Source organism: Geomicrobium sediminis (assembly GCF_016908595.1).
Taxonomy (GTDB): Bacteria; Bacillota; Bacilli; order Bacillales; family Marinococcaceae; genus Geomicrobium_A; species Geomicrobium_A sediminis.
Genome location: NZ_JAFBEC010000001.1, coordinates 14,904 through 41,029 on the forward strand (window position 1 = coordinate 14,904; position 26,126 = coordinate 41,029).

At 40.3% G+C, this 26,126-nt stretch carries 33 protein-coding genes; 18 read left to right on the forward strand and 15 right to left on the reverse strand.

Annotation, left to right across the window (positions count from 1 at the left end; translation table 11 throughout):
• Positions 1-76: 76 nt before the first annotated feature.
• From JOD17_RS00060 to JOD17_RS00110, 11 genes are all read right to left on the reverse strand, one after another.
• Positions 77-400 carry a hypothetical protein gene (locus JOD17_RS00060; RefSeq protein WP_204695086.1) on the reverse strand — a complete coding sequence of 108 codons (324 nt, stop codon included), beginning with the start codon at positions 398-400 and terminating at the stop codon, positions 77-79.
• 103 nt (positions 401-503) lie between these two features.
• The gene (locus tag JOD17_RS00065) at positions 504-1,202 is read right to left on the reverse strand and encodes an L-2-amino-thiazoline-4-carboxylic acid hydrolase (RefSeq protein WP_204695087.1); all 699 of its coding nucleotides are present in this window, start codon (positions 1,200-1,202) and stop codon (positions 504-506) included.
• A 74-nt stretch (positions 1,203-1,276) separates the two neighbouring features.
• A complete protein-coding gene (locus tag JOD17_RS00070) occupies positions 1,277-1,924 on the reverse strand; it encodes a hypothetical protein (protein WP_204695088.1) in 648 nt (215 codons plus the stop codon).
• A gap of 2 nt (positions 1,925-1,926) precedes the next feature.
• On the reverse strand, positions 1,927-2,532 hold the full coding sequence (locus JOD17_RS00075; RefSeq protein WP_204695089.1) for a DUF998 domain-containing protein: 606 nt from the start codon (positions 2,530-2,532) through the stop codon (positions 1,927-1,929).
• 1 nt (position 2,533) lies between these two features.
• Positions 2,534-3,142 carry a response regulator transcription factor gene (locus JOD17_RS00080; protein WP_204695090.1) on the reverse strand — a complete coding sequence of 203 codons (609 nt, stop codon included), beginning with the start codon at positions 3,140-3,142 and terminating at the stop codon, positions 2,534-2,536.
• Complete coding sequence (locus tag JOD17_RS00085) at positions 3,139-4,254, reverse strand: sensor histidine kinase (RefSeq protein WP_204695091.1); 1,116 nt, start codon at positions 4,252-4,254, stop codon at positions 3,139-3,141. The genes JOD17_RS00080 and JOD17_RS00085 overlap by 4 nt, the downstream gene beginning before the upstream one ends.
• A gap of 310 nt (positions 4,255-4,564) precedes the next feature.
• A complete protein-coding gene (locus tag JOD17_RS00090) occupies positions 4,565-5,164 on the reverse strand; it encodes a response regulator transcription factor (RefSeq protein WP_042358413.1) in 600 nt (199 codons plus the stop codon).
• Entirely contained in the window at positions 5,161-6,294 is a 1,134-nt protein-coding gene (locus JOD17_RS00095) for a sensor histidine kinase (RefSeq protein WP_204695092.1), read from the reverse strand. The genes JOD17_RS00090 and JOD17_RS00095 overlap by 4 nt, the downstream gene beginning before the upstream one ends.
• A 68-nt stretch (positions 6,295-6,362) precedes the next feature.
• On the reverse strand, positions 6,363-7,415 hold the full coding sequence (gene desA, locus JOD17_RS00100; RefSeq protein ID WP_204695093.1) for a Delta(5) desaturase DesA: 1,053 nt from the start codon (positions 7,413-7,415) through the stop codon (positions 6,363-6,365).
• Between the two features lie 266 nt (positions 7,416-7,681).
• On the reverse strand, positions 7,682-8,524 hold the full coding sequence (locus JOD17_RS00105) for a hypothetical protein (RefSeq protein ID WP_204695094.1): 843 nt from the start codon (positions 8,522-8,524) through the stop codon (positions 7,682-7,684).
• 16 nt (positions 8,525-8,540) lie between these two features.
• Positions 8,541-8,990 carry a GNAT family N-acetyltransferase gene (locus JOD17_RS00110; RefSeq protein ID WP_204695095.1) on the reverse strand — a complete coding sequence of 150 codons (450 nt, stop codon included), beginning with the start codon at positions 8,988-8,990 and terminating at the stop codon, positions 8,541-8,543.
• Positions 8,991-9,129: 139 nt separating this feature from the next.
• Here JOD17_RS00110 and JOD17_RS00115 point away from each other — a divergent pair, with 139 nt between their 5' ends.
• Together JOD17_RS00115 and solA are read left to right on the forward strand one after the other, a co-directional pair.
• Positions 9,130-9,594, forward strand: a complete 465-nt coding sequence (locus JOD17_RS00115; RefSeq protein ID WP_204695096.1) for a DinB family protein — start codon at positions 9,130-9,132, stop codon at positions 9,592-9,594.
• Positions 9,595-9,681: 87 nt separating this feature from the next.
• Entirely contained in the window at positions 9,682-10,833 is a 1,152-nt protein-coding gene (gene solA, locus JOD17_RS00120; RefSeq protein WP_204695097.1) for an N-methyl-L-tryptophan oxidase, read from the forward strand.
• Positions 10,834-10,868: 35 nt separating this feature from the next.
• Here the strand turns inward: solA and JOD17_RS00125 are convergent, their stop codons facing one another.
• Positions 10,869-11,222, reverse strand: a complete 354-nt coding sequence (locus tag JOD17_RS00125) for a DUF2200 domain-containing protein (protein ID WP_204695098.1) — start codon at positions 11,220-11,222, stop codon at positions 10,869-10,871.
• A 179-nt stretch (positions 11,223-11,401) separates the two neighbouring features.
• On the opposite strand from JOD17_RS00125, the gene JOD17_RS00130 reads away from it, so the two are divergent.
• From JOD17_RS00130 to JOD17_RS00160, 7 genes are all read left to right on the forward strand, one after another.
• The gene (locus JOD17_RS00130; protein ID WP_204695099.1) at positions 11,402-11,749 is read left to right on the forward strand and encodes an ArsR/SmtB family transcription factor; all 348 of its coding nucleotides are present in this window, start codon (positions 11,402-11,404) and stop codon (positions 11,747-11,749) included.
• 16 nt (positions 11,750-11,765) lie between these two features.
• A complete protein-coding gene (locus JOD17_RS00135; protein ID WP_204695100.1) occupies positions 11,766-13,064 on the forward strand; it encodes an arsenite/antimonite efflux transporter in 1,299 nt (432 codons plus the stop codon).
• 12 nt (positions 13,065-13,076) lie between these two features.
• Complete coding sequence (gene arsC, locus JOD17_RS00140) at positions 13,077-13,490, forward strand: arsenate reductase (thioredoxin) (RefSeq protein WP_204695101.1); 414 nt, start codon at positions 13,077-13,079, stop codon at positions 13,488-13,490.
• A 664-nt stretch (positions 13,491-14,154) separates the two neighbouring features.
• Positions 14,155-14,865 carry a dihydropteridine reductase gene (locus JOD17_RS00145; RefSeq protein WP_204695102.1) on the forward strand — a complete coding sequence of 237 codons (711 nt, stop codon included), beginning with the start codon at positions 14,155-14,157 and terminating at the stop codon, positions 14,863-14,865.
• 94 nt (positions 14,866-14,959) lie between these two features.
• On the forward strand, positions 14,960-15,427 hold the full coding sequence (locus JOD17_RS00150; RefSeq protein WP_204695103.1) for a DinB family protein: 468 nt from the start codon (positions 14,960-14,962) through the stop codon (positions 15,425-15,427).
• A 46-nt stretch (positions 15,428-15,473) separates the two neighbouring features.
• Positions 15,474-15,914, forward strand: coding sequence for a VOC family protein (locus JOD17_RS00155; protein ID WP_204695104.1), 441 nt, complete (start codon positions 15,474-15,476; stop codon positions 15,912-15,914).
• Between the two features lie 188 nt (positions 15,915-16,102).
• On the forward strand, positions 16,103-17,320 hold the full coding sequence (locus JOD17_RS00160) for a CynX/NimT family MFS transporter (protein WP_204695105.1): 1,218 nt from the start codon (positions 16,103-16,105) through the stop codon (positions 17,318-17,320).
• 80 nt (positions 17,321-17,400) lie between these two features.
• On the opposite strand, the gene JOD17_RS00165 is transcribed toward JOD17_RS00160, so the two are convergent.
• On the reverse strand, positions 17,401-18,594 hold the full coding sequence (locus JOD17_RS00165; RefSeq protein WP_204695106.1) for an ABC transporter permease: 1,194 nt from the start codon (positions 18,592-18,594) through the stop codon (positions 17,401-17,403).
• A 310-nt stretch (positions 18,595-18,904) separates the two neighbouring features.
• Here JOD17_RS00165 and JOD17_RS00170 point away from each other — a divergent pair, with 310 nt between their 5' ends.
• Complete coding sequence (locus tag JOD17_RS00170) at positions 18,905-19,693, forward strand: enoyl-CoA hydratase/isomerase family protein (protein WP_169964797.1); 789 nt, start codon at positions 18,905-18,907, stop codon at positions 19,691-19,693.
• 166 nt (positions 19,694-19,859) lie between these two features.
• Here JOD17_RS00170 and JOD17_RS00175 read toward each other — a convergent pair whose 3' ends face one another.
• A complete protein-coding gene (locus tag JOD17_RS00175; RefSeq protein WP_204695107.1) occupies positions 19,860-20,060 on the reverse strand; it encodes a hypothetical protein in 201 nt (66 codons plus the stop codon).
• Positions 20,061-20,217: 157 nt separating this feature from the next.
• Between JOD17_RS00175 and JOD17_RS00180 the strand changes: the two genes are divergently transcribed.
• Complete coding sequence (locus tag JOD17_RS00180) at positions 20,218-20,556, forward strand: PadR family transcriptional regulator (protein ID WP_204695108.1); 339 nt, start codon at positions 20,218-20,220, stop codon at positions 20,554-20,556.
• Positions 20,553-21,323, forward strand: coding sequence for an HAAS domain-containing protein (locus JOD17_RS00185; RefSeq protein WP_204695109.1), 771 nt, complete (start codon positions 20,553-20,555; stop codon positions 21,321-21,323). Before JOD17_RS00180 ends, JOD17_RS00185 begins: the two co-directional genes overlap by 4 nt.
• Positions 21,324-21,634: 311 nt before the next feature.
• Here the strand turns inward: JOD17_RS00185 and JOD17_RS00190 are convergent, their stop codons facing one another.
• Positions 21,635-23,233: an N-acetylmuramoyl-L-alanine amidase family protein gene (locus JOD17_RS00190; protein WP_204695110.1), complete on the reverse strand. Its 1,599-nt coding sequence runs from the start codon at positions 23,231-23,233 to the stop codon at positions 21,635-21,637.
• A 103-nt stretch (positions 23,234-23,336) separates the two neighbouring features.
• On the opposite strand from JOD17_RS00190, the gene JOD17_RS00195 reads away from it, so the two are divergent.
• From JOD17_RS00195 to JOD17_RS00220, 6 genes are all read left to right on the forward strand, one after another.
• Positions 23,337-23,822: an SH3 domain-containing protein gene (locus JOD17_RS00195; RefSeq protein WP_204695111.1), complete on the forward strand. Its 486-nt coding sequence runs from the start codon at positions 23,337-23,339 to the stop codon at positions 23,820-23,822.
• Positions 23,823-24,026: 204 nt separating this feature from the next.
• Positions 24,027-24,338, forward strand: coding sequence for a hypothetical protein (locus JOD17_RS00200; protein WP_204695112.1), 312 nt, complete (start codon positions 24,027-24,029; stop codon positions 24,336-24,338).
• 110 nt (positions 24,339-24,448) lie between these two features.
• Positions 24,449-24,940 (forward strand): hypothetical protein, encoded by a 492-nt coding sequence (locus tag JOD17_RS00205; protein ID WP_204695113.1) that lies wholly within the window; start codon positions 24,449-24,451, stop codon positions 24,938-24,940.
• A 39-nt stretch (positions 24,941-24,979) separates the two neighbouring features.
• Entirely contained in the window at positions 24,980-25,375 is a 396-nt protein-coding gene (locus JOD17_RS00210) for a hypothetical protein (RefSeq protein WP_204695114.1), read from the forward strand.
• A 43-nt stretch (positions 25,376-25,418) separates the two neighbouring features.
• Positions 25,419-25,658 (forward strand): hypothetical protein, encoded by a 240-nt coding sequence (locus tag JOD17_RS00215; protein ID WP_204695115.1) that lies wholly within the window; start codon positions 25,419-25,421, stop codon positions 25,656-25,658.
• A gap of 74 nt (positions 25,659-25,732) precedes the next feature.
• On the forward strand, positions 25,733-26,125 hold the full coding sequence (locus JOD17_RS00220; RefSeq protein WP_204695116.1) for a hypothetical protein: 393 nt from the start codon (positions 25,733-25,735) through the stop codon (positions 26,123-26,125).
• Position 26,126: the final 1 nt, after the last annotated feature.

Consider the following 26,126-nt stretch of genomic DNA (forward strand, 5'->3'; position numbering starts at 1 on the left):
GTTCATAAAATTAAGCGACCTCTCAAAAGAAGCCGCCTTTCGATGTTTCTAGTTATTGAAGAAGGTAAAACACAAATTACATTGTTTTACCTTCTTTGTTGTTAAAATAAATAAACAAACCAATCAACGTAAACACAATACTAATAGGTACCATTAGAAACAGATTTATGATCGAAGTAACGACAGCAGATTCCATCCACATCGCATGACCACTTGCCCCACTTACCAACTGAATCGGAACAATCGCGATAATTAACACACTCGTTAGAAAACCAAGCCCGGCATACAGCACACGTTCCCGTCGCCACGGTTTCTTTAAGGTGGCATAAAGGATCGCAACGGTTAGGAACATCCATGGCAGTAGTAGCAGTCCAACAGATACGACACTTGCAACGTTCACCCGATCATCTCCTCGACGATAATTACACCGTTCCCTTTATAATTGTATTGACACAAAGTATAACAGATTCAGTCTACTCTACGAAAAAAAGAGCTGAACATTCTCAGCTCTTTTTCAATTTAAAATCAAATTGGCATACGCCTTCTTTTAGAATGAATTTAGGATGATCAACTTCGAAGTCTTTGTTGTATCCTTTTGCAATGGACGGATCAATCATTTCACAATATAAAATGCCATACTCATGCATGTTCTCATCTGCCCATTGCTGGCCAAATGGACATTTCGTAAACGTTTGATCAATGTTCTCAGCATGAATGGTCGTATCGAATTCAAACAAATCGCTACGTCCCATATCATAATTCGATAGGTAATGTTCAATCGTGTTGTCATAGCCCAAGTGTTCAGCACGGTTTGCAATGTTTCCGCCTCGTTGAAGTCCAAAGCGTCGAACGCCTTCTCGGATCGCGTCCTTACCTTGTTCTCCGAATTGATCGACGACTTGTTTCGCAATTTGAGCGAACCATGTAGCCATCCAAGGATAAATGACTTGATCATCCAACTTCTCCGTTGTTGGCTGCTCGCTTTCTGATACATAGTCAAAAAGAATATGTTCTTCACCTTCTTGATGAGCACGTTCTGCAATGCTTTTCGCTCGTGCCAATCCGAAGGACTCGGTCCCTTTTCGGATCAGTGTTTTTGCTTCATCTCCAAAGGACTCTGTCACGGATTCATGTAAATAAGTCACAAGACGAGCGGTAATTCGATACATCGAGTGGTGCGCTAACGGGGTTTGTTCACTCATGCGAGCCCTCCTAGTCAACATTTTCTAATCCAAGTATAACAAAACAGATCAAATTAGAGGGAATTCAGTTCATATTATTTTTTGGAACCGATCGAAAATAGATGACTCGCAGAATAAATCACATCTATAGCGACAACAATCATCCAAACGGAAGAAATGGCAAGAGCTGTTTCATTCGCATAAGGCGAGTCTTCATAGTCACCAGATGAAAACCATTCACTAAAGTTCCCGAGCGCTTCGCCCCATTCTGCCACAGTAATTGGTCCTTGCGACCAGAAGTACAACTGAACGCCTAGGAAGATAAGGACATGCAAAGCCGTGATCGTTATATCTTTTAGCGCAACGTAACGGGGGTTGCTCTGTTTTCTCATTGCTTCATGATCATGTTCTGTTAATAGATCCTGCCCACGGAAATTGCCAATCTTCATACGCATCCATCGATCCAGTTTGCGAAAATCATTTATTCCAAACGTACAAGCATACAGAACAAAGATCGTAATAATAATCGTAAACGTCGATATTTCACCTGTCTCGCGGTACACAACCCATGCAAGTAACGCCTGGAATGCGGTCATCGCTACAAATAAGACCAAAAACAATCGACTTGTAGCTTTTCGTTGAAAGAAATATCGCAAAAGACCAAATGCCAATAACGAAATCCAACTCAGAATTTCTGCAACAATAAACGCTTCCCACTGGTAATTTAATAGAAATGAACTCATCACTAATCTCCTTGCTTTCTACGAAGAAGTACCATAAATCCAACTCCCCATACCACAACTAGCGCATAAAAACTTCGTTGCAAGAGACCACCAATCGGGAAAAACACGGTAAGCACCATTCCTACAAAGATTAAGATCATCAGCCAGAAAATCGACCAATTCCACACTTTAGCAACATGCATCCGTTTTGCATAGAAACCGATCACAACTGGCACAAAGAACATCGTAAGCGCCGGAATCGTATGTGCCACAAAATTTACGTCTGCTGGAACTAATCCAGAAATGATTGCACCGATGGCAAACAGCATGAGTAAGACAAATGGAAGACGTTCGGACACAAAACGTCGCAATGCAAGTGCTCCGACAACGTAAGCGACACCCGATAACGTGAACAACGCGTTAACGATGACATAATGAGGTGAACAAATCATTAATGAATGAACTAACGGATAAGCATTTTCCTTACAGACGGTCACACCAAGATCACTCATCGGTTGAAGCATAGGATTATACGGCACGGGTGATGCGGCGATGGCGATCGGTTCATACAAAAGCGGTACTAAGGAGAGGATCCATGCAGTAATTCCAATCCAATACCATCGGTTCACATTACATCCATCCTTTCTCTTCCGCTACGCGGACCGCCTCATGACGGTGGGTAACGTGCAACTTTTGTAGAGCAGATGACAAGTAATTTCTAACGGTTCCTTCTGATAAGTGCTTGGCTTGAGCAATCTCCTCAGTTGATAAGCCTTCTTTTACCGCATGTAAAAGCATGATTTCACGTTCATTTAACGGATTTGTCTCTAAGGAGAAGAGCAACGGTTGTAAGTCCGTTGAAACGACTTGTTTACCAGAATCAATCGTCTTAATTGCGTCAATCAAAGTGGCAATCGGTTCGTCTTTCAACAAGTACCCATCCACTTTCGCCACCATGGCTTTTTCAATATATCCAGGCCTTGAGAATGTCGTTAATAGTGCAACTTTGCCTGAATACGTATCACTTTCTTTTAACTTTTCTGCTACTTGAATGCCAGTGAGCCCAGGCATTTCAATGTCGAGTAACGCCACGTCCACCTTCTCAGTGGTCGCAAGGTGTAGTGCTTCACTTCCATCACCGGTCGTAGCGACAACCTCAATTTCTTCAGATACTTGAAGTAAAGATTGCAGAGCGTCGCGAAGGAGAACTTGATCTTCAGCGAGTAATAGTCGAATCATCGTTGTTCCTCTTTTCCTACGAATATGGTTAACGTCACAATCGTTCCTTTCGGTGATGAGTGGATACTTGCCTTTCCTTTTGCCAATTTCATTCGCTCCCGAATGGAATGCAAGCCATTCCCAAGATCTGTCATCTGTTCTTCAAACCCTACGCCATTGTCGGTTATACGGGCGGTCAACTGCTCTTCATCATAGTGAAATGACACACATATTCGCTTTGCGTGACTATGCTTATACGCATTTACTAGTGCTTCTCGAAGTGACTGGGCAACCATCGTTTCAATGACCTGACTAAGTGAGGGAATCTCTTCAATTCCATCAACTATAAATGCAGTATGATTGGTCGCAAACAGTTGTTTCGCGTGCTCCATCTCTTCTTTAATGGATGTATAGCGAAGTGTCGTGACGACTTCGCGCACTTGCTTGGACGCAAACCGCGTCGTCTGTAGCACGTCATTCATTTCGACTTTCGCACGCTCTGGCTCGCGGTCGATATAATGCAGCGCGAGCTCACTTTTTACTTTCATCATCGTGAGCGTATGCCCCAATGTGTCATGCAGTTCTCGCGCAATTCGATTTCGCTCTTCTTCTTGCACATACACATCCAACTGAGACTTCGTGTCTTCCAATTCCTCTCGCAATTCTTTTGCCCGAATGACCGAACGTGATACGTAAGGAATTAACAATTGAATGAGCAACACCGGAAAGAGCACCGTCGTAAAATACGAACCATCTGCGGGCGGAACGGCAAGGATATATACAACCGCATGTGTAAAAATGATGAGCACTTGTTGAATGATTAATGTTGGTACAATCGGCACTTTTTTATGAAGGTCAACAAAAAACAACATGAACAACAACAAGTAATAGTGCAGTGCTACGCTGAGGTAAATAAATAAGATAAAAGCAAGCGCACTAAACAAGACATATCGCACGTCAAAATACCAAAGCGTACCTAAATAAAGTGCCAAGATCGCAAGGACAATAGCAATTCGCAATACCAACGAAACGTCATTGTCATACGTCAAAACGTTAAAAAAGAAAAACACAATGCTCACGAGTTCCAAGACGAGAAAACGCTTTGCATAATCCGGATAGAATGAAAAGCTCATCACCTTAAGCCCCTTTGACTAGTCTGTTACCATTGTAGCGAAGTCTCTAGAAGAAACCTATTCACGTTTGTCACCTCTTCAATGTGACACGTGTCACCACAAAAAAACCTAGTCGATGCACACAATCGTCGACTAGGTTTAGAAACTTATACGTTCTTGATAACTATACAAACGGCTGTTGTTGCCCCGGTTGCCGCGGGCGTTTCCTCAACTATTGTGCTTTTCACGTTGATCTTCAGCTAACGCTACTCCAAAAACAGTCGCTTGCTTATCGCATGTCTTCTGTTTACACACCCAACACGTGCCTCTATTATTTGAACCAACCTTTTTCTTTAAAAAGCGAAATGGCCTCTATGCGATTACTTACGTTTAACTTCTCGTAAATTACGGATACGTAATTTCGAACCGTCCCTGTTTTTATGTCTAGAAGATCGGCCACTTCTTTTGTACTTTTGCCTTCAGCAATTAACGAAATCACTTGCCCTTCTCGTTCTGTCAGCGGATTAATATTGCTATGCATCATATCCATTAACTCTGGAGCGTACACCTTACGGCCACTCATAATCGTTCGGATCGCTCTCGCCAGCTCATCACTTGGACTATCCTTTAACAAGTAGCCGCTTACGCCTGCTTCGCGTGCATAGTTAAAATACCCGGTTCGTGCAAAGGTCGTTAGCACGATGATTTTGCACGTTTCGTCTTTTAGAGCTTCGGCAGCTTCGATCCCAGTCATAAGTGGCATTTCAATATCCATAATGCAAATATCAGGTTGGTGTTCTCGAACCAATTCCACCGCTTCATGTCCATTCGTTGCCTTGCCAATTACGGTCATATCTTCTTCCAACTCTAGCAACGATGCCAAAGCCCCTAAAAGCATTCCTTGATCTTCTGCCAACACAATCCGAATCATCTGAGCCCTCCTTCAGTTTGATGGATAATCCTCGGTATACGAATGACTAGCTGCGTCCCTTGCTTCGAGTTCACATCTAGCTTGCCATTCACAAATTCTAACCGTTCTTTCATTCCTTTCATACCACTCTTTTTATCTGATGGAGTTTCTGGCTTAATGCCAATTCCATCATCTTGGACGATCATTCGCCACTCATCTGGCAAGTTATTTAATTGTATTTTACAAGTAGAGGATTGACTGTGTTTCACAACATTTGTCACGGATTCACGTAAACACATACAAAACACATCTTCAACGAGTAGAGGGAGCTGGTTAAGCGTTTGCTCTCCAGAGATTTCACATTCAATCTGACTAAACGTTAACAACTCTTGCACACGAACCATTTCGTCTTCTAACCTTGCCGTTCGCATATTTGAAACGATCTCTCGCACTTCACTTAATGCTGTTCTCGACGTCTGATTAATATCATCAAGTTCCTGCTTTGCCAAGTCTGGTTTTGTACTCAACAACTTACTTGCAAGATCACTTTTTAACCCGATTAATGATAACTTCTGCCCAAGTGTATCATGCAAATCGCGAGCAATTCGTTGTCGCTCTTCCATGACCATCAGTTGAGAAATTCGTTCGTTGGCATCCCTTAACTGGCCTTCTAGTTCTTCTCTTCGATTACGGTGATAGATGGTAAAAGGTAGTAAAATTACACCGAGTATTCCCAACACATTAAAAGGGATTTGGGCAATAAAAATTTCACTATGAATGAGAAAACCAGTGATAAATGCAACAACGGTTGTCGAGAGATGAACCACATAAAGACTAATAAACCCTGCTTTGCTTTTCACATTACCTATAAAGAACGCTATAAACAATGCAAAATATACAAACCCAAAGTAAATCGTCATGCCTATGCTAATGACCATTTCAAAGCTAAGCGCGACGTAAACCGTCCATCCTTGTTTCACAAAGGAGAGTCGGTAAATCGTGAAAAATAATATAAGTACCGTGACCCCAACAATAATCTCATATAACGTGGACGACCGAATAATAAAGTAAAAAGGCAAGATACAAAAAGCAATCCACGCATATAAGCTTAGGCCTGTATTCTTTGGGAAAATATGAAACCAATGATACAAGTGAATAACCCCTTTTCTTCGATACTCGTTATGACGAAGAAAAAAGCTCTCAGTCAGGAGAGCTTTCATTAAAATCTCTGTTCAACTTGCTTGGATTTACTCTTTAAACTAGCTGCCACTTGTGGACGATGTGATTGTTTCATCTCTTTAAAAGTCACAAACGTCTGATTCTTTTCATCATATAACCGAAATCGAATCGATTCAAGACTCTTTTTCAGCGTAATCGTCGTTGCCGTTTGCAAAGGCGGTATATTGTCATGTGTTTTCTCTAAATGATAGTTTGGAACTTTCGGGCTTAAATGGTGCACATGGTGATAACCAATGTTCCCCGTCATCCATTGAATAACTTTCGGGAGTTTATAGTAAGAGCTACCATCAACAGCCGCTTTTACAAAATCCCATTCGTCATCATTCTCATAATAGGAATCTTCGAATTGGTGTTGAACATAAAACAACCAAATGCCTGCAACGCCTGACAAATACATAATGGGTAGTTGGACGAGTAAGAACGCTTGCCAACCGATCAATGAAATCATTACACCGTATACGAAAACAATGCACACATTTGTTAGATACGTATTGTACTTCTCTTTACGCTTCGCGCCCTGTTTGTTAATCCGATTATCGACGAGAAATAAATAGAGTGGTCCTAACCCAAATAAGATTAAAGGGTTTCGGTACAACCGGTATTTCAATCGCTCAAACTTGGACGCTTCCTTATACTCATCAATGGTCATGACCCAGATATCACCAACACCACGCTTATCAAGGTTCCCACTCGTCGCATGATGAATGGCATGGCTATGTTTCCATTTTTCAAATGGAAAGTGTGTGAGCACACCACATACATTTCCTACAATTCTGTTCCACGTTCGATTTTTAAAGAAGCTTGCATGTGTACAGTCGTGAAAGATAATAAAAATCCGTACAACAAACCCTGCAGCAATTATTGAAAAAACTAGACTTAACCAAATTGAAATGCTTAAACTTTGATAAGCCAAAAACCAGACAAAAAGAAATGGCAACAATGTATTCACTAATTGAAAGATGCCGACTTTCGTATTGGACGTCGCATATGGTGCGACACTCTGTTTTAGTGCTTTTTGTTTTTCCCTGCTCATGTCTACCCCACCCAACCTCACTGAATACGTTCAGTGTAGCGAACCGTTTCAAGTTAGGTAAGACACACGTGTCACAGCCCACCCATGACAAGTGTCATAGGTAAGACGTTAATTGAGAACATTCCTGGTGTTCCAAGCCCTCTTATTTACTAACGAAAGGTCTCCCACAAGGTGTTCGAGAACTCTTAAACGAATACCCTAAATATATGCGGTCACTCTAAAACAAGTCCTACGCTATGTAGATTCACTCTCTTCGACGCTTTTCGTTATGCTAGTCTTTCAATCTTTAACTTAAGATAACTTCGATCATCGTACGAGATTCTTCCATTTGTCACCCCTTTAACACTTTTGTTCGCACGAATACACAGCGGATCTTCTTTTATGCTTTTAGCAAGAACAGCTTCCGTTTCGACTAATGTCTCTTCAAGCATTGGATAGCCATCGGATGCGAGGATAAGAGTAGTCGAATCATCTTTCACAGCCCGTTCTACAATGCTCTCCTGATGTATAGGAAAGCCGTTAATGACACTATAAGAATAAGGGTCGTTAGGATGACCGTTCTGAAATTGATACTGAGATTGAATAAGTGGTTTGATCAATTCAAAGCTTTGATCATCTTCTTGAATTTGAGCTTCCGTTTTGCCCTTAGCTCGTTCAGCCTCGACAACTAATGCACGGGCGTTAGCTGTAATCTGATCTACGATCTTTTGGTTTTGAACGTGGCGTCCGTTAAGCAAGCATTGTGCGTCTCCAATTGTCCATACTTTTCTGTGGTGGTGACTATACAGTACCATCGTTGCTGAAAGCTGTAGGTAGGGCCGTTCTTGAACATCTTCTAACATGTTGTACTGTCTATAAAACGCTATGAAACGACGATTAATCAGCTGAATAATCTCACAAATCCCTTCATGCCCTGCTAGGGTTTGAATCGTTTCAGCAACGAGTCTTGCTGCGTGTTGTCCTGGTGTTTGGTCATTGATCTTACGACCAGAGACATTCGTTGCCCCATCAATGACTGCTGCAAACGATTCTGTCACGACCGTTACGTCTTCCATGTCAGATGGATTTCCTGTTTTTGCGCATTCGTATGATTCAAGGACGGTAATCATGACCATTCCTCCGTTCTCACTTCAACGATTTCACCATTTTCACAACCTCTTCTTCGAACCCTAATCGCTTGTAAAATTGCACAGCCCCCTCATTTGCCTTAAACACATCTAATACGAGTTGAGAGTGGCCTCGTTCACTGCACCATTGTTCTGCTTTTTTCATTAATTGTTTTCCTGCCCCGCTACCTTGAGCTTTTGGGGTAACCGCAATGGCTGAGATGTATGCCACGCTTTCATTTGTAAAGAAATCTCGTTGTTCAGCCAATTCGATATACCCGAGGAATTGTTGTCCTTGTTCTGCTACATAAATATTCGAAGCATTTTTTACCGATGATTCTGCAAGCTCCATTTGCTTCTCGTACATTCGCTTATGATCGCGATAAGGCAACAACTCAAATTCCAAAAAACGTTCAGCTAGCGCTTTAATCTTATCTTGATCTGCTTGCTTATATGGTCTGATATTCATAGTCAACCATTCCCTTCTACACGCTTTCTAACGTAGCATTCAATCTTTTGAATCACAACGCAATTGATTCAATAATTGGACTTTTTCAATTCCTTTCTTTATACTTCACCCATCAATGGAGAATAAAGGAGTGAATGTGATGGATACACGAGAATTACTTCTTACCCAGTTACAAGCGATTCACAACAAGAGCGGTTGGTTTGTGTCGATGAATGAAGCACTAACTGGTGTTACCGAAGAAGAGGCGCTATGGACAAATCATCAAAGTGCCAACACAATTTGGGGAACGGTTAATCATTTGCTTTACTACAATCGTTCTTACTTGAATCGTTTTAAAGGTCAAGGAGGTTCACCTTATACGATCGATTCGAATGATGAGTCTTTTGATAACCATAATCATGATTCTTGGGCAGACACGACTCGTGCGTTTGATACGTTGATGACAGAGTGGACGGATGCTGTTCGTTCTTCTAGCAAAGAAACACTCAATGAGAAATCTCCTGACTTGACCCATCTAACCATTCACAACGCTTATCATATTGGTCAAATTGTTGACATCCGAAAGCAACAAGGAGTTTGGGACGACGAACTTGGCGTTGATTAATTCGGGTTGTTCATCATCAATACGTTTTCATATTCTTAGATTAGGGAAACTGACGGACACGATGGAATAAGCAAAGGAGTTCTCATAATGAACAAGGATTATGATGTAATTGTCGTCGGGGCAGGTACGATGGGAATGGCTGCAGGTTACTATCTTTCAAAGAAGAATGTCCGCACGTTACTCATCGACCAATTTGACCCTCCCCACGAAATGGGAAGTCATCACGGAGAGACGAGAATTATTCGCCACGCTTTAGGAGAAGGAGAATTTTACTCCCCTCTCGCTCTTCGAGCACAGGAACTGTGGGAAGAGTTAGAAGAGAAGTCTGGATATGAACTATTTCGCAACACAGGGGTGCTAGCTTTTGGACCTAAAGATGCTTCGTTTATTCGCGAAACGATCAACAGCGCCAAGAAGCACAACATTCCATATCAACTGTTAGATCATGAGCAAATTCACAATCGTTGGCCTGGCATCGAAGCGCCTGATGGTTATGAAGGTTGTCTTGAAGAAAATGCTGGCATGTTGTATAGTGCGAACTGTTTGCTAGCGTTCAAAAAGATGGCACTCTCTGAAGGAGCAGAGCTGTTAACGAATACGAAAGTGACTGGAATTGATGCCGGATCCGGTACGGTAACGACCGATCAGGGTAGCTATTCTGCCAAGAAAGTCGTCGTTAGTGGGGGCGCTTGGAATACAGAACTATTCCAACAGCTTGATCTGCAGATTCCTATGCAACCGACTCGACAGACGAATGTCTGGTTTGAACCTGAAGAGAATCTCTATCGTATTGAGGATTCTTTCCCCATTTTCTTTGCTGATTTACCAGACGGAGAATATTACGGCTTTCCAATGATCGATGAAAAAGGAGTAAAGTCAGGTCGTCACGATCACGGTCCTGATGTGGACCCCTCGACGATGGATCGCACATTCGGCACATATCCTGAAGACGAACAAGACCCACGCCAATTTCTTGATCGCTTTTTACCTAAAGCTGCTGGTCAGTGCAATGACGGAAGAGCGTGTATGTATACGCGTACGCCAGATCACGACTTTATCATTGACCACCACCCCGTGCACAAATCTATTGTATTAGCAGGTGGTTTCTCAGGACACGGTTTCAAGTACGCACCGGTCATCGGAGAAATTCTCGCTGACCTTACCTTAACAGGTGAAAGCAACTTTGATTTGTCGCCGTTCTCGGTAACACGCAGTGCGCTCAACGCGTATCAAAAATAACTTCGGCCACACAGTTCACCCTGTGTGGCCTTTCTTTATGGTTGACGTAGAATCTTCTCCATCGCTTTGCCCTTTGCCAATTCATCAATTAACTTATCTAAATAGCGAATTTCCTGCATTATCGGCTCTTCAATCTCTTCCACCCGTACGCCACACACGACGCCTTTGATGAGTGCTCTTGATGAATTTAATTGAGGAGCTTCATTGAAGAATGTTTCAAAATCGGTTTGATTGTCGATTTGTGCTTCGAGTTGTTGCTGGCTGTATCCGGTTAACCAACGAATAATTTCATCGACTTCGTTCTTTGTTCTATCTTTTCTTTCAGCCTTCTTAACATAATGAGGATACACACTCGCAAAGCTCATCGTATAAATTTTATGTTTCGTCATCACGATCACTCCAATCCTTTATGAACCATTAAATACCATCAGCTTTGTCTAACGAAGCTTCTCTTCTCGTGATTGTATCACAATGAATTTATTGAAAATAATATATTAACTTTCATTTATATAATCATTTACTTATATATAAATCTTCGATTATAATCGTAGTCTAAAGGAGGAAGAAAATGAACCAATCTTATCGTTTAAGTTCGGAAGAAATTGCTACCTATACCAAAGTCATGAGCGATCCAACACGATTGTTAATAATAAAGCTCGTATCTAAAAAAGAATATTGCGTCTGCCAGTTTGTCGAAATGTTTGAAATGAGCCAGCCATCCATCAGTCAACATCTGAAAAAACTAAAAAGCTATGGCCTTGTTGAAGAAACTAGGCGAGGACAATGGCGTTTCTACTCATTGAACACCGCTTCCGATGCAATCGGCATTGTTCATGCCATTATTAATCAAATTTCAGATCAAGATGAGCGTTACATCGAGCTCATCAACAAAGAACGCCCCGTTGATTGTGGCTAGAAAGGAAGATTAACACGTGTCCTCTGTAATTTTGGCTTCATTAATTTTTATTGCGACACTTGTTCTCGTTATTTGGCAACCGAAGAACTTAAACATCGGTTGGTCCGCCTGCGGAGGTGCGGTGATTGCCTTGCTTCTTGGCGTCGTCTCCTTTGGAGATGTGATTGAAGTGACAAGTATCGTCTGGAATGCAACATTAACGTTTATTGCTGTTATCATTATTTCTTTAATCTTAGATGAAATTGGCTTCTTCGAGTGGTCTGCCTTACATATGACTAGGGCTGCTAAAGGAAATGCAGTGCTCATGTTCGTCTATGTGTGTATTCTCGGTTCAATTGTGGCTGCTTTCTTTGCCAATGACGGTGCCGCGTTGATTTTAACACCGATTGTGCTTGCGATGGTCCGCTCGTTGAACTTTAACGAAGCGATGGTCTTTCCATTCATTATCGCAAGTGGCTTTATTGCCGATTCAACTTCCTTGCCACTCATCGTCAGTAACCTCGTGAATATCGTGTCTGCTGATTATTTTGGGATCGGTTTTATTGAATATGCGACGCGCATGATCGTGCCGAACTTTTTCTCATTAATTGCAAGCATCCTAGTTTTGTACCTTTATTTCAGAAAAAAGATTCCAAAACGCTATGATCATGACAAACTGCAAGCTCCTAAAACGGCGATCAAAGATCAGAAAATGTTTCAATTATCATGGTGGATTCTAGGGATTTTATTAGTCGGTTACTTGGTCAGTGAATTTCTACACATCCCCGTTTCAATCGTTGCAGGCGTCATTGCGCTACTATTCTTAAGCATTGCAAGTCGAAGTCCAGTCGTTCAGACTCGCTCCGTGCTAAAGGGTGCGCCGTGGAACATTGTCTTCTTCTCGATCGGGATGTATGTCGTTGTATTCGGGCTACAAAACGTTGGACTCACCGATGTATTGGCTTCTGGTTTAGAAGCGATTGCAGAACATGGTGTTTTTGCAGCAACGATGGGCATGGGCTTTATCGCTGCGATCTTAAGTTCAATTATGAACAACATGCCAACCGTTATGATTAATGCGATTGCGATTGATACGACGGCAATGACCGGATTAATGAAAGAAGCTCTCATTTACGCCAATGTAGTCGGTTCTGATTTAGGTCCAAAAATTACACCGATTGGTTCATTAGCGACGCTTCTCTGGTTACATGTGTTAACCCAAAAAGGGGTAAAGATTTCTTGGTGGACGTACTTTAAAACCGGAATCGTCATTACATTGCCGGTGCTGTTCATCACATTACTTGGACTATACCTCTGGCTTATGATCATTAGTTAAGGAGCAGATAACATGAAAAAGAAAACTCTATATTTCCTTTGTACTGGTAACTCTTGTCGCAGTCAGATGGCAGAAGGATTTGGGAAGCAGATTCTTTCAAATGAGTGGGACGTTTACAGTGCCGGAATTGAAGCACACGGACTAAACCCCTACGCCATCAAGGCGATGAATGAAATCGGAATTGATATTTCAAACCAAACCTCTGATCAGATTGATATGGAGCTACTTCAAAACGCTGACCTTGTTGTCACCCTTTGCGGCGATGCAAAAGATAAGTGTCCCATCACGCCTGCTCACGTAAGACGTGAGCATTGGGGCTTTGACGATCCAGCAAAAGCCACAGGCACACATGAAGAAAAGTGGGGAGTTTTTCAGCGTGTTCGTGACGAAATTCAAACACGAATTCACAATTTCAAACGAGACTAAACAGGCATCTTAAAACAACAGAGACGTTATCAAGAACACGCAGGATTAAAAAATAAAGCCAATGACTAGTTAAATGTCATTGGCTTTATTTTTTATAAGCACTGATAAATTATATAGAAACTCCTTTTGATCATATTAACTTTTCTTAATATTGATTATAATGTTATAGGTACTCATTTTCTCTTTTGACTAATTTCTATAAATAATCTTGTTGTAAAAAATATTACTAATCCAATAAAAAGTATCACAGAATGTATATTATATAAATCGTCAAGAACCCACATACTGTAAATAGACATAAATAATAAAAACGAACCCCAAAATGCAAACGTTAAAAAAGTAGCTACATTTACACTACGCCTGTCTGTTGACTCACTGTCTCTTTCAAAAAACACTGGAACACCTCATTCATAAAAATATATTGCTATCTTAACATCTTGATAAGTTAAAATTCGCGCTAAAAAACTTTTCTCTTGGACGGTGGTTTTACACCCTTTCTCTTCCGGACTTGCGATGAAAAATCGGGAAGATTGTGTTCTAGATGTTGGTTACGTATAAACGCTAATTACAAATTTCAATATCCAACAATCGATATTGAGAATCATTATCATTTGTTGTATACTAACTCCTAAAGAGTCATATCACGGTTTAAGGGGATCTGATTATGCAAATTTACTGGACGAAAATAAATAAGATTGTCGAAGAAACACCAGAAGTTAAAACGTACTTACTCGACTGCCCTGAGGATTTCACTTGGGAAGAAGGAGCTCACACTCACTTCGCATTCGAAGGATTTAATGCTGGTGAAAAACCAAATCGTAGCCTCATCCGTCATATGTCAATTTCCACATTGCCACACGAGAATTCAATCGGTATTACAACGCGAATCAAGGAAGAATGTTCGGAATTCAAATCCATTTTACGTAACCTTGACGTTGGGCATGAAGTTGCGATCTTTAAGACGCATTCGAATATACCACTTAAAAGAGAAAACAAAAATGTGTACCTCTTGTCCTCTGGTGTTGGTCTAGCAACGTTCAGACCACTTTTACTTGATTATTTCGATCGTGCAGACAACGTTAGCCACATCCATTCCTTGAACATCGATTCATCAAAAGATTACCTCTTCACAACGTTATTTGAACCGGCACCTGATAAGAAATTCACATCACAGTTCGTCGATAACCGTCATGATTATTATGAAGAAGTGAAGAACCTTTCTGCAGACAAAGATGGTCTTTTCTACGTTGTTGGAAGCGATGAGTTTCTTACTGAAAACATCAATGTTTTGCTCGAACAAGGAATTAAACCGGAACAAATTAAACTCGACAAACATCAAAAGCAACTTGATAAGTTTTTAACAATCGAAGTTTAATTAGCTGAATGATGGGAGGTACAAGCGAGGTATAACAACCTAGCTTGTGCCTCTTTTTATGATAAGCTTTAAGTAAGAAAAGTGAGTTGATCTTATGAATGAAAGAAAAGCAGAGATTGTAGGACATCATAGAAAAACGATCGAATTCGTACATTCTTTGCATGAAGTAAGTGAAGAAACATGGCGGATGGAACTAGGAGCTGGTCAATGGAGCGTAGCCGAAGTGATTGGTCACTTGATTCCTTGGGATGAATTTGTTTTGCAAAAGCGGATTCCTTATCTATTCACGAACGAACAACTTCCAAAAGGACCTGAAGCAACGACCCTAAACAACGCATCCGCATTCAAATCTAGAAATGAAGAAAAGAGTGCAACAATTCGTCAGTTTGTTTCAGTACGATCCAATCTTCTTAACGCCATTCATGAGATTTCCAATAACCGTTGGAAAGAAGAACTCCTTATTGGTCAAACACGGTTGCAGTTATATGACTACTTTAATGGACTTGCTGAACATGATCTTCACCACTTCGCCCAAGTGAAACGAGTGGTTCAGCATAACTAGGAGCTCAGAATTTATAATATTCAAATATAAATAAGGAGGAATACTTATGAAACTTGATAACATTCGATTGCTCGTCTCGAACTTCGATGACTGTTTGCACTTTTATGAAACGATTATGGGATTCTCACTTACTTGGGGAGAACGAGGTGGGAATTATGCAAGCTTTGATGTTGGTGAAGGCAGCGTATTAGCTTTGTTCAAAAAAGAGCTGATTGCTGAGACTGTCGGAACGAAAGAACTACCAGAACAAGTAAGATCTCAGGATCCATTCATGTGTATCTTTGAAGTCTCGGATCTAGAAGAAACAGTACGAGAGATTAAGGAACGAGGCGGGAGATTCATTTCAGATATTGAAGCTATGCCGTTATGGGGAATCTCGACTGTACATTTACGAGACCCAGATGGAAATTTAATCGAATTGATTACGAAGTTGCCACAAGAGAAATGGGACGAATCATTAGTGGAACAACACCAAAGATATTCCTAGCGTTTGGTTCGTCCGTTGCCTTAAGACTTTTTTTAGAACAATGATCTAGAAGGATCACGGTACATACTAGTAGCACAAGGTGCACCATTAACCTGTGCTTTTTTTGTTACTAAGAAACATATATTTATAACATCCTACTTTTGTGATACACTTCATCAGCATTAAGTCGCTTGATAAGGAGGGTCCAAATGCAACTGTCACCTGAAGAACAGTCCAATCGTTATTATACGTTTTTACTGATTCTCGCAATCTTAATTATCGCATCAACGTTACGTTCACCGATGACTTCGGTTGGTCCACTCGTTCCCTTTATTCGAGAAGATCTTCAAATCTCAAACTCTACGGTTGGACTTTTAAACACACTCCCTCTTATTGCATTTGGTCTCTTTTCACCATTTGTACCTAGACTATCGAGAAAATACGGCATGGAAGTTACGTTAATGTTGGCGATGGTGGTTTTATCATTCGGGATTTTCATTCGTTCAACCGGCTCCGTCTCGTTATTACTGACAGGGACCGTGTTACTCGGTATTGGTATTGCCGTCGGTAATGTACTCATGCCTGGTTTAATAAAAATGAGTTTCCCTTATCGGATCGGTCTTATGACCGGCATCTATTCGGTCTCCATGAATGTCTTTGGTGCGCTTGCATCAGGCATATCTGTACCTGTCGCATCATCGGCATTGTTTAGTTGGCAAAGCGCATTGCAGCTTTGGGGAATCTTGTCTGTCGTAGCGATTATTGTACTTCTGATGCGACTACCTGCGATTCTCGCAGAAGATAAAAAGGTGCCTGGTAAAGTCAACAATCAACCTTCATCTGCCTTGTTTAAATCAAAAATCGCTTGGGCCGTCACATTATACATGGGCTTTCAATCGTTTATCCCATACAGCATCTTTACGTGGCTTCCTGATATGATGCTAGAAAAAGGATTTGATGCAACCGAAGCTGGGTGGTTTATGGCCATCTATCAAGCAGGTCTCATTCCAGCTACATTTATCGTGCCGATGATTGCTGCTAAAATGCACAATCAACGAATGCTTGCGTTCTTATCCGGCGTTCTATTGTTTACGGGTTTATTAGGAACATCGCTTTCCAGCTCTTATTTCATTCTTGTTTTTCTCATTTTAACTGGCATGGGCGCGGGTACAACGTTTAGTTTAGCGATGATGTTCTTTGTCTTACGTACACGCACAGTTACCGAATCTGCTCAATTATCCGGAATGGCTCAATCCGTCGGTTATCTCATTGCTGCGACTGGACCGATTCTTCTAGGAACTGTTGCGCAATGGACAAATGGCTGGACAGTCCCATACATGATTCTCATGGGCGTTGCCACTTGCATTGCTTTGTTTGGCCTCGTAGCAGGTCAGAATAAACTAGTGACTGCAGATTCTAAAGAGTAACGACATGTGACCTCCACTAGCACAGAATGCATCTTGTTCTGTGCTAGTTGACTTTTTACGCTGAAGCCTTTCCTACCACACTACCTTTTAGAGGCACTTCCTGAGACATTGACTCTCTTTGCTACAAAGAAATAAACGAATACATGTACAAATAGACCTCCAATGAAAAGATTGAATACGTTTGCAGTAGACGTAAGCATGGATGTAGCGAAAAATACAATAGCTAATTGAGTATAGAGCATGATCAAGACAAACGTTAAGAAAGAATCTTTTCTCTGAAATTCTGAAATCGGATACAATGTGACACTTTGATTCAGTTCATGTTGCAAAGGGGTTACTTGAGATCCAGTCATAAATAGAACTAGAAGATTAAAAACCCCTCCATTTGCTGGCATTGCATAATTAACAACGATGCCAATTGCAGTCAGTCTTAAATAAAGGTAAAAATAATCATTATGTCGTACAAACAACTGTGAGTATAGATAGACGAATGTATGGCTCTGTCTACTTGGGATGCATCTTTTCAGAATCATTGTAAGCAATCGTCTACGTCGAAAAGAACGTTTTAGATTAGGAACATCTATGAAAAAGTTAATAAATTTATAATTTCTTACTAAAGCACGTTCTTCTTCATCAATTAGCCACTGCCAATTCAACTTTCTTTTTTTACTTGTAAAGTAAATTAAATAGACGAAATTGGCACTCATTAATACAAGTACATACATCCAATCATTTCCAAGTAAAAAGTAGCACATTACATACAGCAATAAGAGCCTGTTCAACCGATGTAACATAAGTTGTACACGGTTATCTAACCATTGCTCAATCCACTTCATGAAAATGTTACAAGCAGCAACCCCCACTATAAAAATAAGAAAGAGAAAGTTTATCGTCGTTGCTTGCAAAAATAGAGTTAAAAATACAGTTAAGAAACTCACCAAGATAACAACATTAATCACAAAACTATACAGAATGGATTTAATAAAATAGTTCTTTAAACGCCATTCTAATGGCAGCAAAAAGGGGATGTCTGCCCTTTTAACAAAAGTACGGACTTTTGTACACATTAATAGGTAAGTTACAAAGAGGGATCCGATTACTTCAACAGGTAGTTGAGGAGGAACCCACTCTAGAAATAAATGAAAAAAATAAATGAAAATACTACTCATGATCAGGAAAAAATAAAAAACATTGGCCCCAATAATTGAATAATACCTGAACATTTTTTGATAAAATTCCTGTACCCTTAAACCCCATATTGTTTTTATATCCATTAGTGCACCTATACCTTTATCAAATCTCTTAACCTTTATTAAGTTTTACGTAAATGACCATTTTCCTTTATTTCCATAAAGATACTATAAACACTTTATCTACTTTGACGCAGCATTCTCCTCACTTTAAAGGATGTGCCAATCCCAACACATGAATCATTCTGTAACTTTAACTCCGCTTTACATAATCTGAATATTACCACTTCAACTAAATTAACAATTGTGATACGTTAACCAGTATGTATCACCTTTCTTTTCGCACCACTCTCATTTACAATGAACTATTTCAATTAACTAAGGAGGAACGGATATGGAACACATTCTCGTTGAAACAAAGGATGGCGTACGCACACTCAAATTAAATCGTCCGGAACGCCTAAATGCGGTAAACAGTCAATTAAGTTTAGAGATTGTACAAGCGTTCAAAGAAGCTTCACTCGATGATGAAGTACGAGCAGTCATCGTCACGGGGAATGGTCGTGGGTTCTGTGCAGGACTTGACCTTGAAGATCTCGGAAACCGGAAAGCATCTGAGAAAACGCGTCATGAGACGTTAGATGATCTTGGATGGGTTGGGCATCAAGCATTAGGGATTGTTCAGTGTGATAAACCGGTGATTGCAGCCATTAACGGTGTGGCTGCTGGTGCAGGATTTGCCCTTTCACTCGCGTGTGACATTCGCTTTATTAGTGAAAGTGCCAAAGTAACGACGGGTTATATTCGTAGAGGTTTAAGTCCAGATGCAGGAATGTCTTACTTCTTACCTCGCTTAATTGGTTATCCGAAAGCAGCAGAACTCATCTTTACGGGACGTGACATTGCCGCTCAAGAAGCAAAAGAACTGGGACTCGTAAACGATGTGTTACCGGATGACGAACTATATAACCACGCACTTAACTTAGCAAAAGAAATAGCAGCAGGACCTCCCGTTGCGATGACCTATTCGAAACGTCTTTTAACAGCAAGCAACGACATTGACCTTACTACCTTGCTCAAACAAGAATATTTACTCATTCAAAAATGTTTCCAAACAAATGACGTCCAAGAAGGTGTTCAAGCTTTTCTGGAGAAGAGAAAACCAGTTTTCCAAGGTGAGTAATTACATCTTTTGTAATCGTTATCATTATTGAATAAACTGCCGAAAATACCCGAATTAATCGGGTATTTTCAAATCTCTTCTGGCAAGTAATCCTTATACATGTAAACGGCATTCATATTGCCTTTTAAAGTTACAAAAAGGACCCATTGATTGGCTCTGGAATTATCTAATCATTGATCAATTTCACGGTGTTTCCAAAGACCTTATTCAAAACTGTAGTTAAATAATAACCCGTACAAATAATAAGTAGGCTAGCAACCCCTGTCGTTGGATCAATTCCAAAACGCGCACTCGCTGAAGCAACGACATACGTTACGATAAAAGCTAGCAACATCAAAAACAATGCGCTATGTGTCTTCCTTTTCAAACTCATCACCCCCATTGTATATTCAGTTACGCCCGTTACTCACGAAACGTTTCAAAAAAACTGATTTTTATTTAATTGTTTACCTTGTATTACAAGATATACTCAATTATTATAAACGTATACCTTGTTTAACAAGTTATACGAAAGGTGTTTATCTATGTCTCAAACACAAATGTTAAAAGGGATTATTGATGGTTGTCTTCTTGCAATTATCAACGAAGAGGAATGTTATGGATATGAAATGGCTACTCGCTTAAGCCATTATGGCTTTTCTTCAATTAGTGAAGGGACAATATATCCTGTGCTTTTACGATTACAAAGAGAAGAGCTCGTGAGTTCTACACGTAAGCAATCAACCGCTGGACCGAAACGGAAATATTACAACTTAACTCAAAAAGGTGAGGATGAATTAGCAGTATTCTTAAGAAATTGGAATGAAATCAGCCGTAACGTAAATGCTGTCATAACTAGAGAGGTGGAGGAAGAGGAAAAATGAACGCTCATGTATTGAGTAAGACAAGCCAACAGTTTCTTGAAAATTTAAGAATGTATTTATTTACATCTGGAAAACGTGAAAGTGAAATAAATGATATTCTCCAAGAACTAACAGAGCACTTAACCGATGCAGAAAGAGAAGGAAAGTCCACAGAAGAGATTGTTGGTCAGTCACCTAAAGCGTACATGAAAAGTTTGTCATCAGAAATGAATCGTGATTATCGTACATGGGGATTAAAGATTATACCGATGTTACTTCTTGGGGCTATATCTTTTCTTTTTATTCAAGACTTATTGCAAGGTGAATTTGCATATAGCACGATTCAAATAACAGGATATTTATTATTTATTATTTCATTTCTAGGTGGGGTTTTGATTGCTTTTAACCATTTAGCAAAATCTAAGAAATCATTCTTAAAAGAAATGACTTGGCTAGGAATACCTGTCCTGCTAAGTATGCTAATTCTAATTGGTGCGTTAATTCTTGATCAGAATGTTGTTTCTCCAATGATAGAATTTGGAATTATTGGTCAAACCTTGCTGTCCTTTCTGATGATTATATTTGTCATCTCCTTTTCATTTTGGGCAAGAACCTTTATACTTCCAATCATTTTAATCGCCTTTCATCTGCCGCCTATCTTGTTAGCTTATACGCCTTTAACAACAGATATACAGTCACTACTCGCTACTGTAATTGCTTTTGGTGTAATTATTCTTTACCTGATGTTCATGAATGATGAAGACGATGAAAAGTCTTATGCTACTTAAATATAAAAAGGCATTAAATAAGTGATAACTAGCGAAAAAACCGTGCAGTCGATCTCTTAGACTCGTTGCAAGGTTTTTTGCTTTGATTAATATTCATTCATTATATTTATCACTTTAGATAACTTATATGAATAATTTATTTATAAAAGATATCTCTATAAAAACACTAAAAAAGCTACTCTAAAGAAGAGTAGCTCAAACTTGTTTTACTATACAAAGGAAATATATAGTATTTTTATAATATATCATATATTGGATTCTAAATACACAGTTGAATGATATCTTTGCCACATTTATTGCCTATTCCTTCATTAACTATAGTAATCTAAGAATCCTTGATGCAACGCTTCTCCAGCACGAGCAGGGTATCCCGGTTGTCTCATAATTGATGCGTCACCGCTGTTCGTCAAGAACCCTAATTCGATTAAAGTCGCTGGCATTGCCGTCTCTCTCAATACGGCAAAGTTTGCTGAATCCACACGGCGATACGTCATCCCTGTATCACTCACTAAACGATCTTGCATCACATTTGCGAGTCGTACACTGGCAGGGTTCGCAGACGTATGATGAAAGGTCTCTGCTCCTCTTGCCCGCGGATCTGTTGCTGCATTACCATGTACACTTATAAACAAATCTGCATCTGCCTGATTTGCGATGTTCGCTCGCACAGACAAATCAATAAAAGTATCCGTGTTTCTTGTCAAGATCACCTCAGCTCCGCTGCTTTCTAACCGCTGAGCAAGCTCTAAGGAAACTTGAAGATTTAATGTTTTTTCTACGAGTCCGTTCCCTTGAGCCCCTGGATCATGTCCTCCATGACCAGCATCAACAACAATTAACCTTCCTTGCAACGGTCCCGTATTGCCAGCGTGCAATCGGAGATGATCTAAGTGTGTAAATCCACTCCCGCCGTTGAAGTTTACCTCTACCCACGGACCACCGTTAACGAATTGTAAGATTTCAACTTGATCACCCGTCGTTAATCGATGGACGGTTTCATAAGACGCTCCCGGACCACTTCTCACAGAGAGACGATGGTGCGTAACGGTTGCAGTATCAATGACGTCACCCATCTCGGTTACATTCATATAATCAGCATGTGTATAAGCGACTTGACCTTCATATTCAATCTTCACCCACGGGCCGCCGTTGATGTACTCATAAATCAAGACGATATCACCACTGACCAAATGGCCTAGCGATTCGCTCGACCCACTAGGTTCTGTCCGTACAGCAAGCCTTCCATTTGCATCAACAATCCCTGTCGCAATCACCTCACCTAACTCCCCATCTCCCGGAGGATCCGTTGGTGGCGTGATCTCTTCAATGTCGACATAATCGCGATGTGTATAGGCAATTCCACCCTTGAATGTGAAAGCAAACCATGGACCGTCATTTACATATTCATGGACTTCCACTTGTGCGCCTTCCGTTAACGTACCGACCCGTGCAGCAGAACCACTAGGATGAGAGCGGATGGCGAGTGCGCGATGAGTGACTGTACCTGTGCCAATAACAGGTTCATCCTCACCTGCTACTTCAAGTTCGACGAAGTAATTACTGTGCGTGTAGGCAATGTCTCCATTATAACGAATACTTACCCAAGGTCCCTCCCCAACCGTTTCGAGAATCTCAAGCGCATCACCTTCAGTTGCGTTTCCAACTCGCTGACTTGAGCCACTAGCAGATTCACGAATGGCTAGATTACGATGCGTAACAATGCCAATTGAACGTGGTTCAAGTCCGTCTGCACTTTGAGGTTGAAGTTGAGAATCTTCCGGAACTTCAGCTTCCTCTTCGATCTGTTGCGATTCTTCTACTTGCTCATCATCAACCGAACCTTCATTCTCCTCTTCTTGATTCTCTGATTCTCTCTTAAGAATGAGGGCATCTTCATGGACGAATGCCAACTTGAATGTCATTTTTATGTATTTTTTGTAAAATTTTATAAAGTATGATAAGTTTACTGGAGTTTATTGGAATTAAAGTCTATTTTTCCTAAAGGGGTGTTGTATGCGAAATTATAATTCATTGCTTTGTAAAGTCGCCATAACATTGGTGTTCGTGTTGAGTTTGAGTACCGCGAATAGTACTCAAACAGAGGCATTAGAAGAGACTCATTTTGCTCATGAGACGTTGGAAATACGGGAAAGTGCCGATGAATCAGCAGCAATTATAGGTGAGGTTAAGTCAGATGAGCGGTTTACGATGGAGCATGTGGAGGATAACGGTTGGATTGAAATAGAAAATGATGAGGGAACAAGTGGTTATGTACATAGTTCTATGATAGCGGAACGTTATTTAGAAAGTATAGAGCGTGAAGTCGTTGAAACGATGAATGTCAGAAGCGAAGAGATGGTCGTATATTCACAGCCTTATGAAAGTGCTGAAGAAATCGGTAGTTTCTCTCATGGAGAAGAAGTGAACATCTATGACCAGAAATGGTCGCCGTGGTTCGTAACGGATTTCAATGGTCAAATTTTACAAAAAAATACATAAAAATGACATTCATGACACGCCATTACACTATTTTATTCTAATAGTAAAGCGTACAGTCATACTTAACTCACGGTACTTTCCTTACTGATGCCGTTATCGCCCATAACTCTACATGTCGAATTAACGTTGTTTATTCACACTACTCATGGGTAGAAGAAACTGTAATGACAACTGAACGAAACCAATAGTTTTGAGGTGTTTCCATTGCGCTTTTCTGACATACCGACCAAAAGAAAATGGTGGATTTTCCTCGGTTTTCCCATTACCACAGGCATTGGTGCTTATTTATTCAGAGCAATGATTGAGGTGGGGTGGCCACCGTTATCTGCAGGCATCGGGTTGACGATTGGCTTTTTCATCGCAAGCTCTTTAATGGGTATTTTCAAACCCGAATTAGCCGTCCAAGAAAAAGAACAAAACCCTACACGCTTCCAAAGGATCGGACGAATTGTTCTTTATACATTGCTGACAAGTGCTTTTGTCTTCGTTACGATTCGATTTCTAATTTTAGTTTAACGACGAAGATTAAACGTCGGTGCACAAGCCTATTGCTACATGAGGGTTTAGAATCACGAACTTCAGTGGTAGAATGTGAAGTGTTTTTATTAATCTAAGGAGAATTTCGGATGAAGAAAAGGCTACTCTTTATTGCATCAACACTATTACTAGGGGGGTGTATGCAAGCACAAGAAGATATAACAAACATCTCCATCATACACGATTTTGAAATCCCTACCGCTTTACCATTTGAAGTTGACCAGAAACAAACCATCATCGATATCCAACATGTAGATGGAATTCACCAATACATTACATCTTATGATAATGATGAAACAGGACAATTTTTAAAGTACACACTAAGCCAACATCAAACAAATGAAACATTTGTGCACGACACCTTACCTCATAATGATCGTTACGATGAAATTTTCCAACTTGATAATGGTACGATTTTATATTATTTAGAAGGCACTCAGACCCAGTCCATCTGGTGGGCAGAGAAGGATAATTATGTGGCAACGTTTATGTATATGTTGAGAGATACTGACGGACTTGGGGATTATAAATTGGAAGTGGATGAACTCATTGATTTAGTCATTCAAGTACATCATGGTTAATAAATTTATGGACCTTCATTAACAAGGAGAGCGATCAATATGGAAAACTTCAAAGACATCAATCTTACGTTACCAACTGGTTGTGACAACGCTCCACGAAAAAAAGTAATCATCGATCTAACGTTGGCTTTTTTGGCAAATGATTCTCTTACGATTCAAGAATACTTAAATCCTACCGCTGAATGGATGAAATTTGCTACGAATGAAGAATTAACTGGCATAGAAGAAATTAAACAAAATGTCGAGGCGACTCATCAACCTATACGTGATCTAACCATTGCATCAGTGATTACACACGGAAAGTTCGCTTCTGTTGATGGCGTTGTTCATTTTTCTAATAACCATATCCTTTATTTTTGTGATGTTTTCACATTTACAAGCGCTTCAAATAAAGGTGTCGTAAAGGAAATTAAGTCGTATCACATAAGAAAATAAATCACTGCAATGATTAACGAATAACAAAACAAGGAGTATTTTCATGCTGCATTCTAACAACTCAGAAAGCAGAAATAAACCTCGTTTACCTATAAGAACTTTTGTATTTTTAGGATTGCTCATCGGCTGGGTTTTAGGGTACTGGATCATGAATGGCGAATTACCGCCCATGAGTTTTGACCGTGCTAACAACCGATTAATGATCATTCTTATTGCAATTATCGCAGTAGCAATTTGGTGGAGGTTTTTTAACAAAGGAAAAGTGAAGAATCACCATCTCTGATGAATAACAAGCTGGCCGATTTCAGAGTCGGCTACTATGCCTGAGTTTGAGTTCCTTCGTAGGAAGTGATTACGATGTTCTACAAGACAATATCTCTATTCGTTATCGTTACGTTCGTTATAGCATGTTCCTCAACGCATCATAAAGATGAAGAATTGCCAATCGTTCAAGGACATGGCTCTTCTTCGACTTGGGAAGCAGAGCTTATTACAGACCATGAAACGTCAGACGAGAGAACTTACACGATGGAGATACGCTTTAAAGAAGATACCGATCGTTTAATGGGTTATGAAATTGAGATGAATGGGTGGCTACAATCCTCTAGCCCTGGTAATAATCCAACGCCGAAGGCACATCGATATCATGATATTGAACTGGAAGACTCCTATCAATTCTACATCGCTTGGCAGGACGATGATGGAAATGAACATCTTGAGGATTTTGTTGTTGCAGTGGAGGAAGTTTAGT

Bases quoted from the DNA above. Each gene is read 5' to 3' on its own strand.
- JOD17_RS00065 (WP_204695087.1), bottom strand. From the start codon at position 1,202: ATGAGTGAACAAACCCCGTTAGCGCACCACTCGATGTATCGAATTACC.
- JOD17_RS00070 (WP_204695088.1), bottom strand. From the start codon at position 1,924: ATGAGTTCATTTCTATTAAATTACCAGTGGGAAGCGTTTATTGTTGCA.
- JOD17_RS00080 (WP_204695090.1), bottom strand. From the start codon at position 3,142: ATGATTCGACTATTACTCGCTGAAGATCAAGTTCTCCTTCGCGACGCT.
- JOD17_RS00085 (WP_204695091.1), bottom strand. From the start codon at position 4,254: ATGAGCTTTTCATTCTATCCGGATTATGCAAAGCGTTTTCTCGTCTTG.
- JOD17_RS00090 (WP_042358413.1), bottom strand. From the start codon at position 5,164: ATGATTCGGATTGTGTTGGCAGAAGATCAAGGAATGCTTTTAGGGGCT.
- desA (WP_204695093.1), bottom strand. From the start codon at position 7,415: ATGAGCAGGGAAAAACAAAAAGCACTAAAACAGAGTGTCGCACCATAT.
- JOD17_RS00105 (WP_204695094.1), bottom strand. From the start codon at position 8,524: ATGATTACCGTCCTTGAATCATACGAATGCGCAAAAACAGGAAATCCA.
- JOD17_RS00110 (WP_204695095.1), bottom strand. From the start codon at position 8,990: ATGAATATCAGACCATATAAGCAAGCAGATCAAGATAAGATTAAAGCG.
- JOD17_RS00115 (WP_204695096.1), top strand. From the start codon at position 9,130: ATGGATACACGAGAATTACTTCTTACCCAGTTACAAGCGATTCACAAC.
- solA (WP_204695097.1), top strand. From the start codon at position 9,682: ATGAACAAGGATTATGATGTAATTGTCGTCGGGGCAGGTACGATGGGA.
- JOD17_RS00125 (WP_204695098.1), bottom strand. From the start codon at position 11,222: ATGACGAAACATAAAATTTATACGATGAGCTTTGCGAGTGTGTATCCT.
- JOD17_RS00130 (WP_204695099.1), top strand. From the start codon at position 11,402: ATGAACCAATCTTATCGTTTAAGTTCGGAAGAAATTGCTACCTATACC.
- arsC (WP_204695101.1), top strand. From the start codon at position 13,077: ATGAAAAAGAAAACTCTATATTTCCTTTGTACTGGTAACTCTTGTCGC.
- JOD17_RS00145 (WP_204695102.1), top strand. From the start codon at position 14,155: ATGCAAATTTACTGGACGAAAATAAATAAGATTGTCGAAGAAACACCA.
- JOD17_RS00150 (WP_204695103.1), top strand. From the start codon at position 14,960: ATGAATGAAAGAAAAGCAGAGATTGTAGGACATCATAGAAAAACGATC.
- JOD17_RS00155 (WP_204695104.1), top strand. From the start codon at position 15,474: ATGAAACTTGATAACATTCGATTGCTCGTCTCGAACTTCGATGACTGT.
- JOD17_RS00160 (WP_204695105.1), top strand. From the start codon at position 16,103: ATGCAACTGTCACCTGAAGAACAGTCCAATCGTTATTATACGTTTTTA.
- JOD17_RS00165 (WP_204695106.1), bottom strand. From the start codon at position 18,594: ATGGATATAAAAACAATATGGGGTTTAAGGGTACAGGAATTTTATCAA.
- JOD17_RS00170 (WP_169964797.1), top strand. From the start codon at position 18,905: ATGGAACACATTCTCGTTGAAACAAAGGATGGCGTACGCACACTCAAA.
- JOD17_RS00180 (WP_204695108.1), top strand. From the start codon at position 20,218: ATGTCTCAAACACAAATGTTAAAAGGGATTATTGATGGTTGTCTTCTT.
- JOD17_RS00185 (WP_204695109.1), top strand. From the start codon at position 20,553: ATGAACGCTCATGTATTGAGTAAGACAAGCCAACAGTTTCTTGAAAAT.
- JOD17_RS00195 (WP_204695111.1), top strand. From the start codon at position 23,337: ATGCGAAATTATAATTCATTGCTTTGTAAAGTCGCCATAACATTGGTG.
- JOD17_RS00205 (WP_204695113.1), top strand. From the start codon at position 24,449: ATGAAGAAAAGGCTACTCTTTATTGCATCAACACTATTACTAGGGGGG.
- JOD17_RS00210 (WP_204695114.1), top strand. From the start codon at position 24,980: ATGGAAAACTTCAAAGACATCAATCTTACGTTACCAACTGGTTGTGAC.
- JOD17_RS00215 (WP_204695115.1), top strand. From the start codon at position 25,419: ATGCTGCATTCTAACAACTCAGAAAGCAGAAATAAACCTCGTTTACCT.
- JOD17_RS00220 (WP_204695116.1), top strand. From the start codon at position 25,733: ATGTTCTACAAGACAATATCTCTATTCGTTATCGTTACGTTCGTTATA.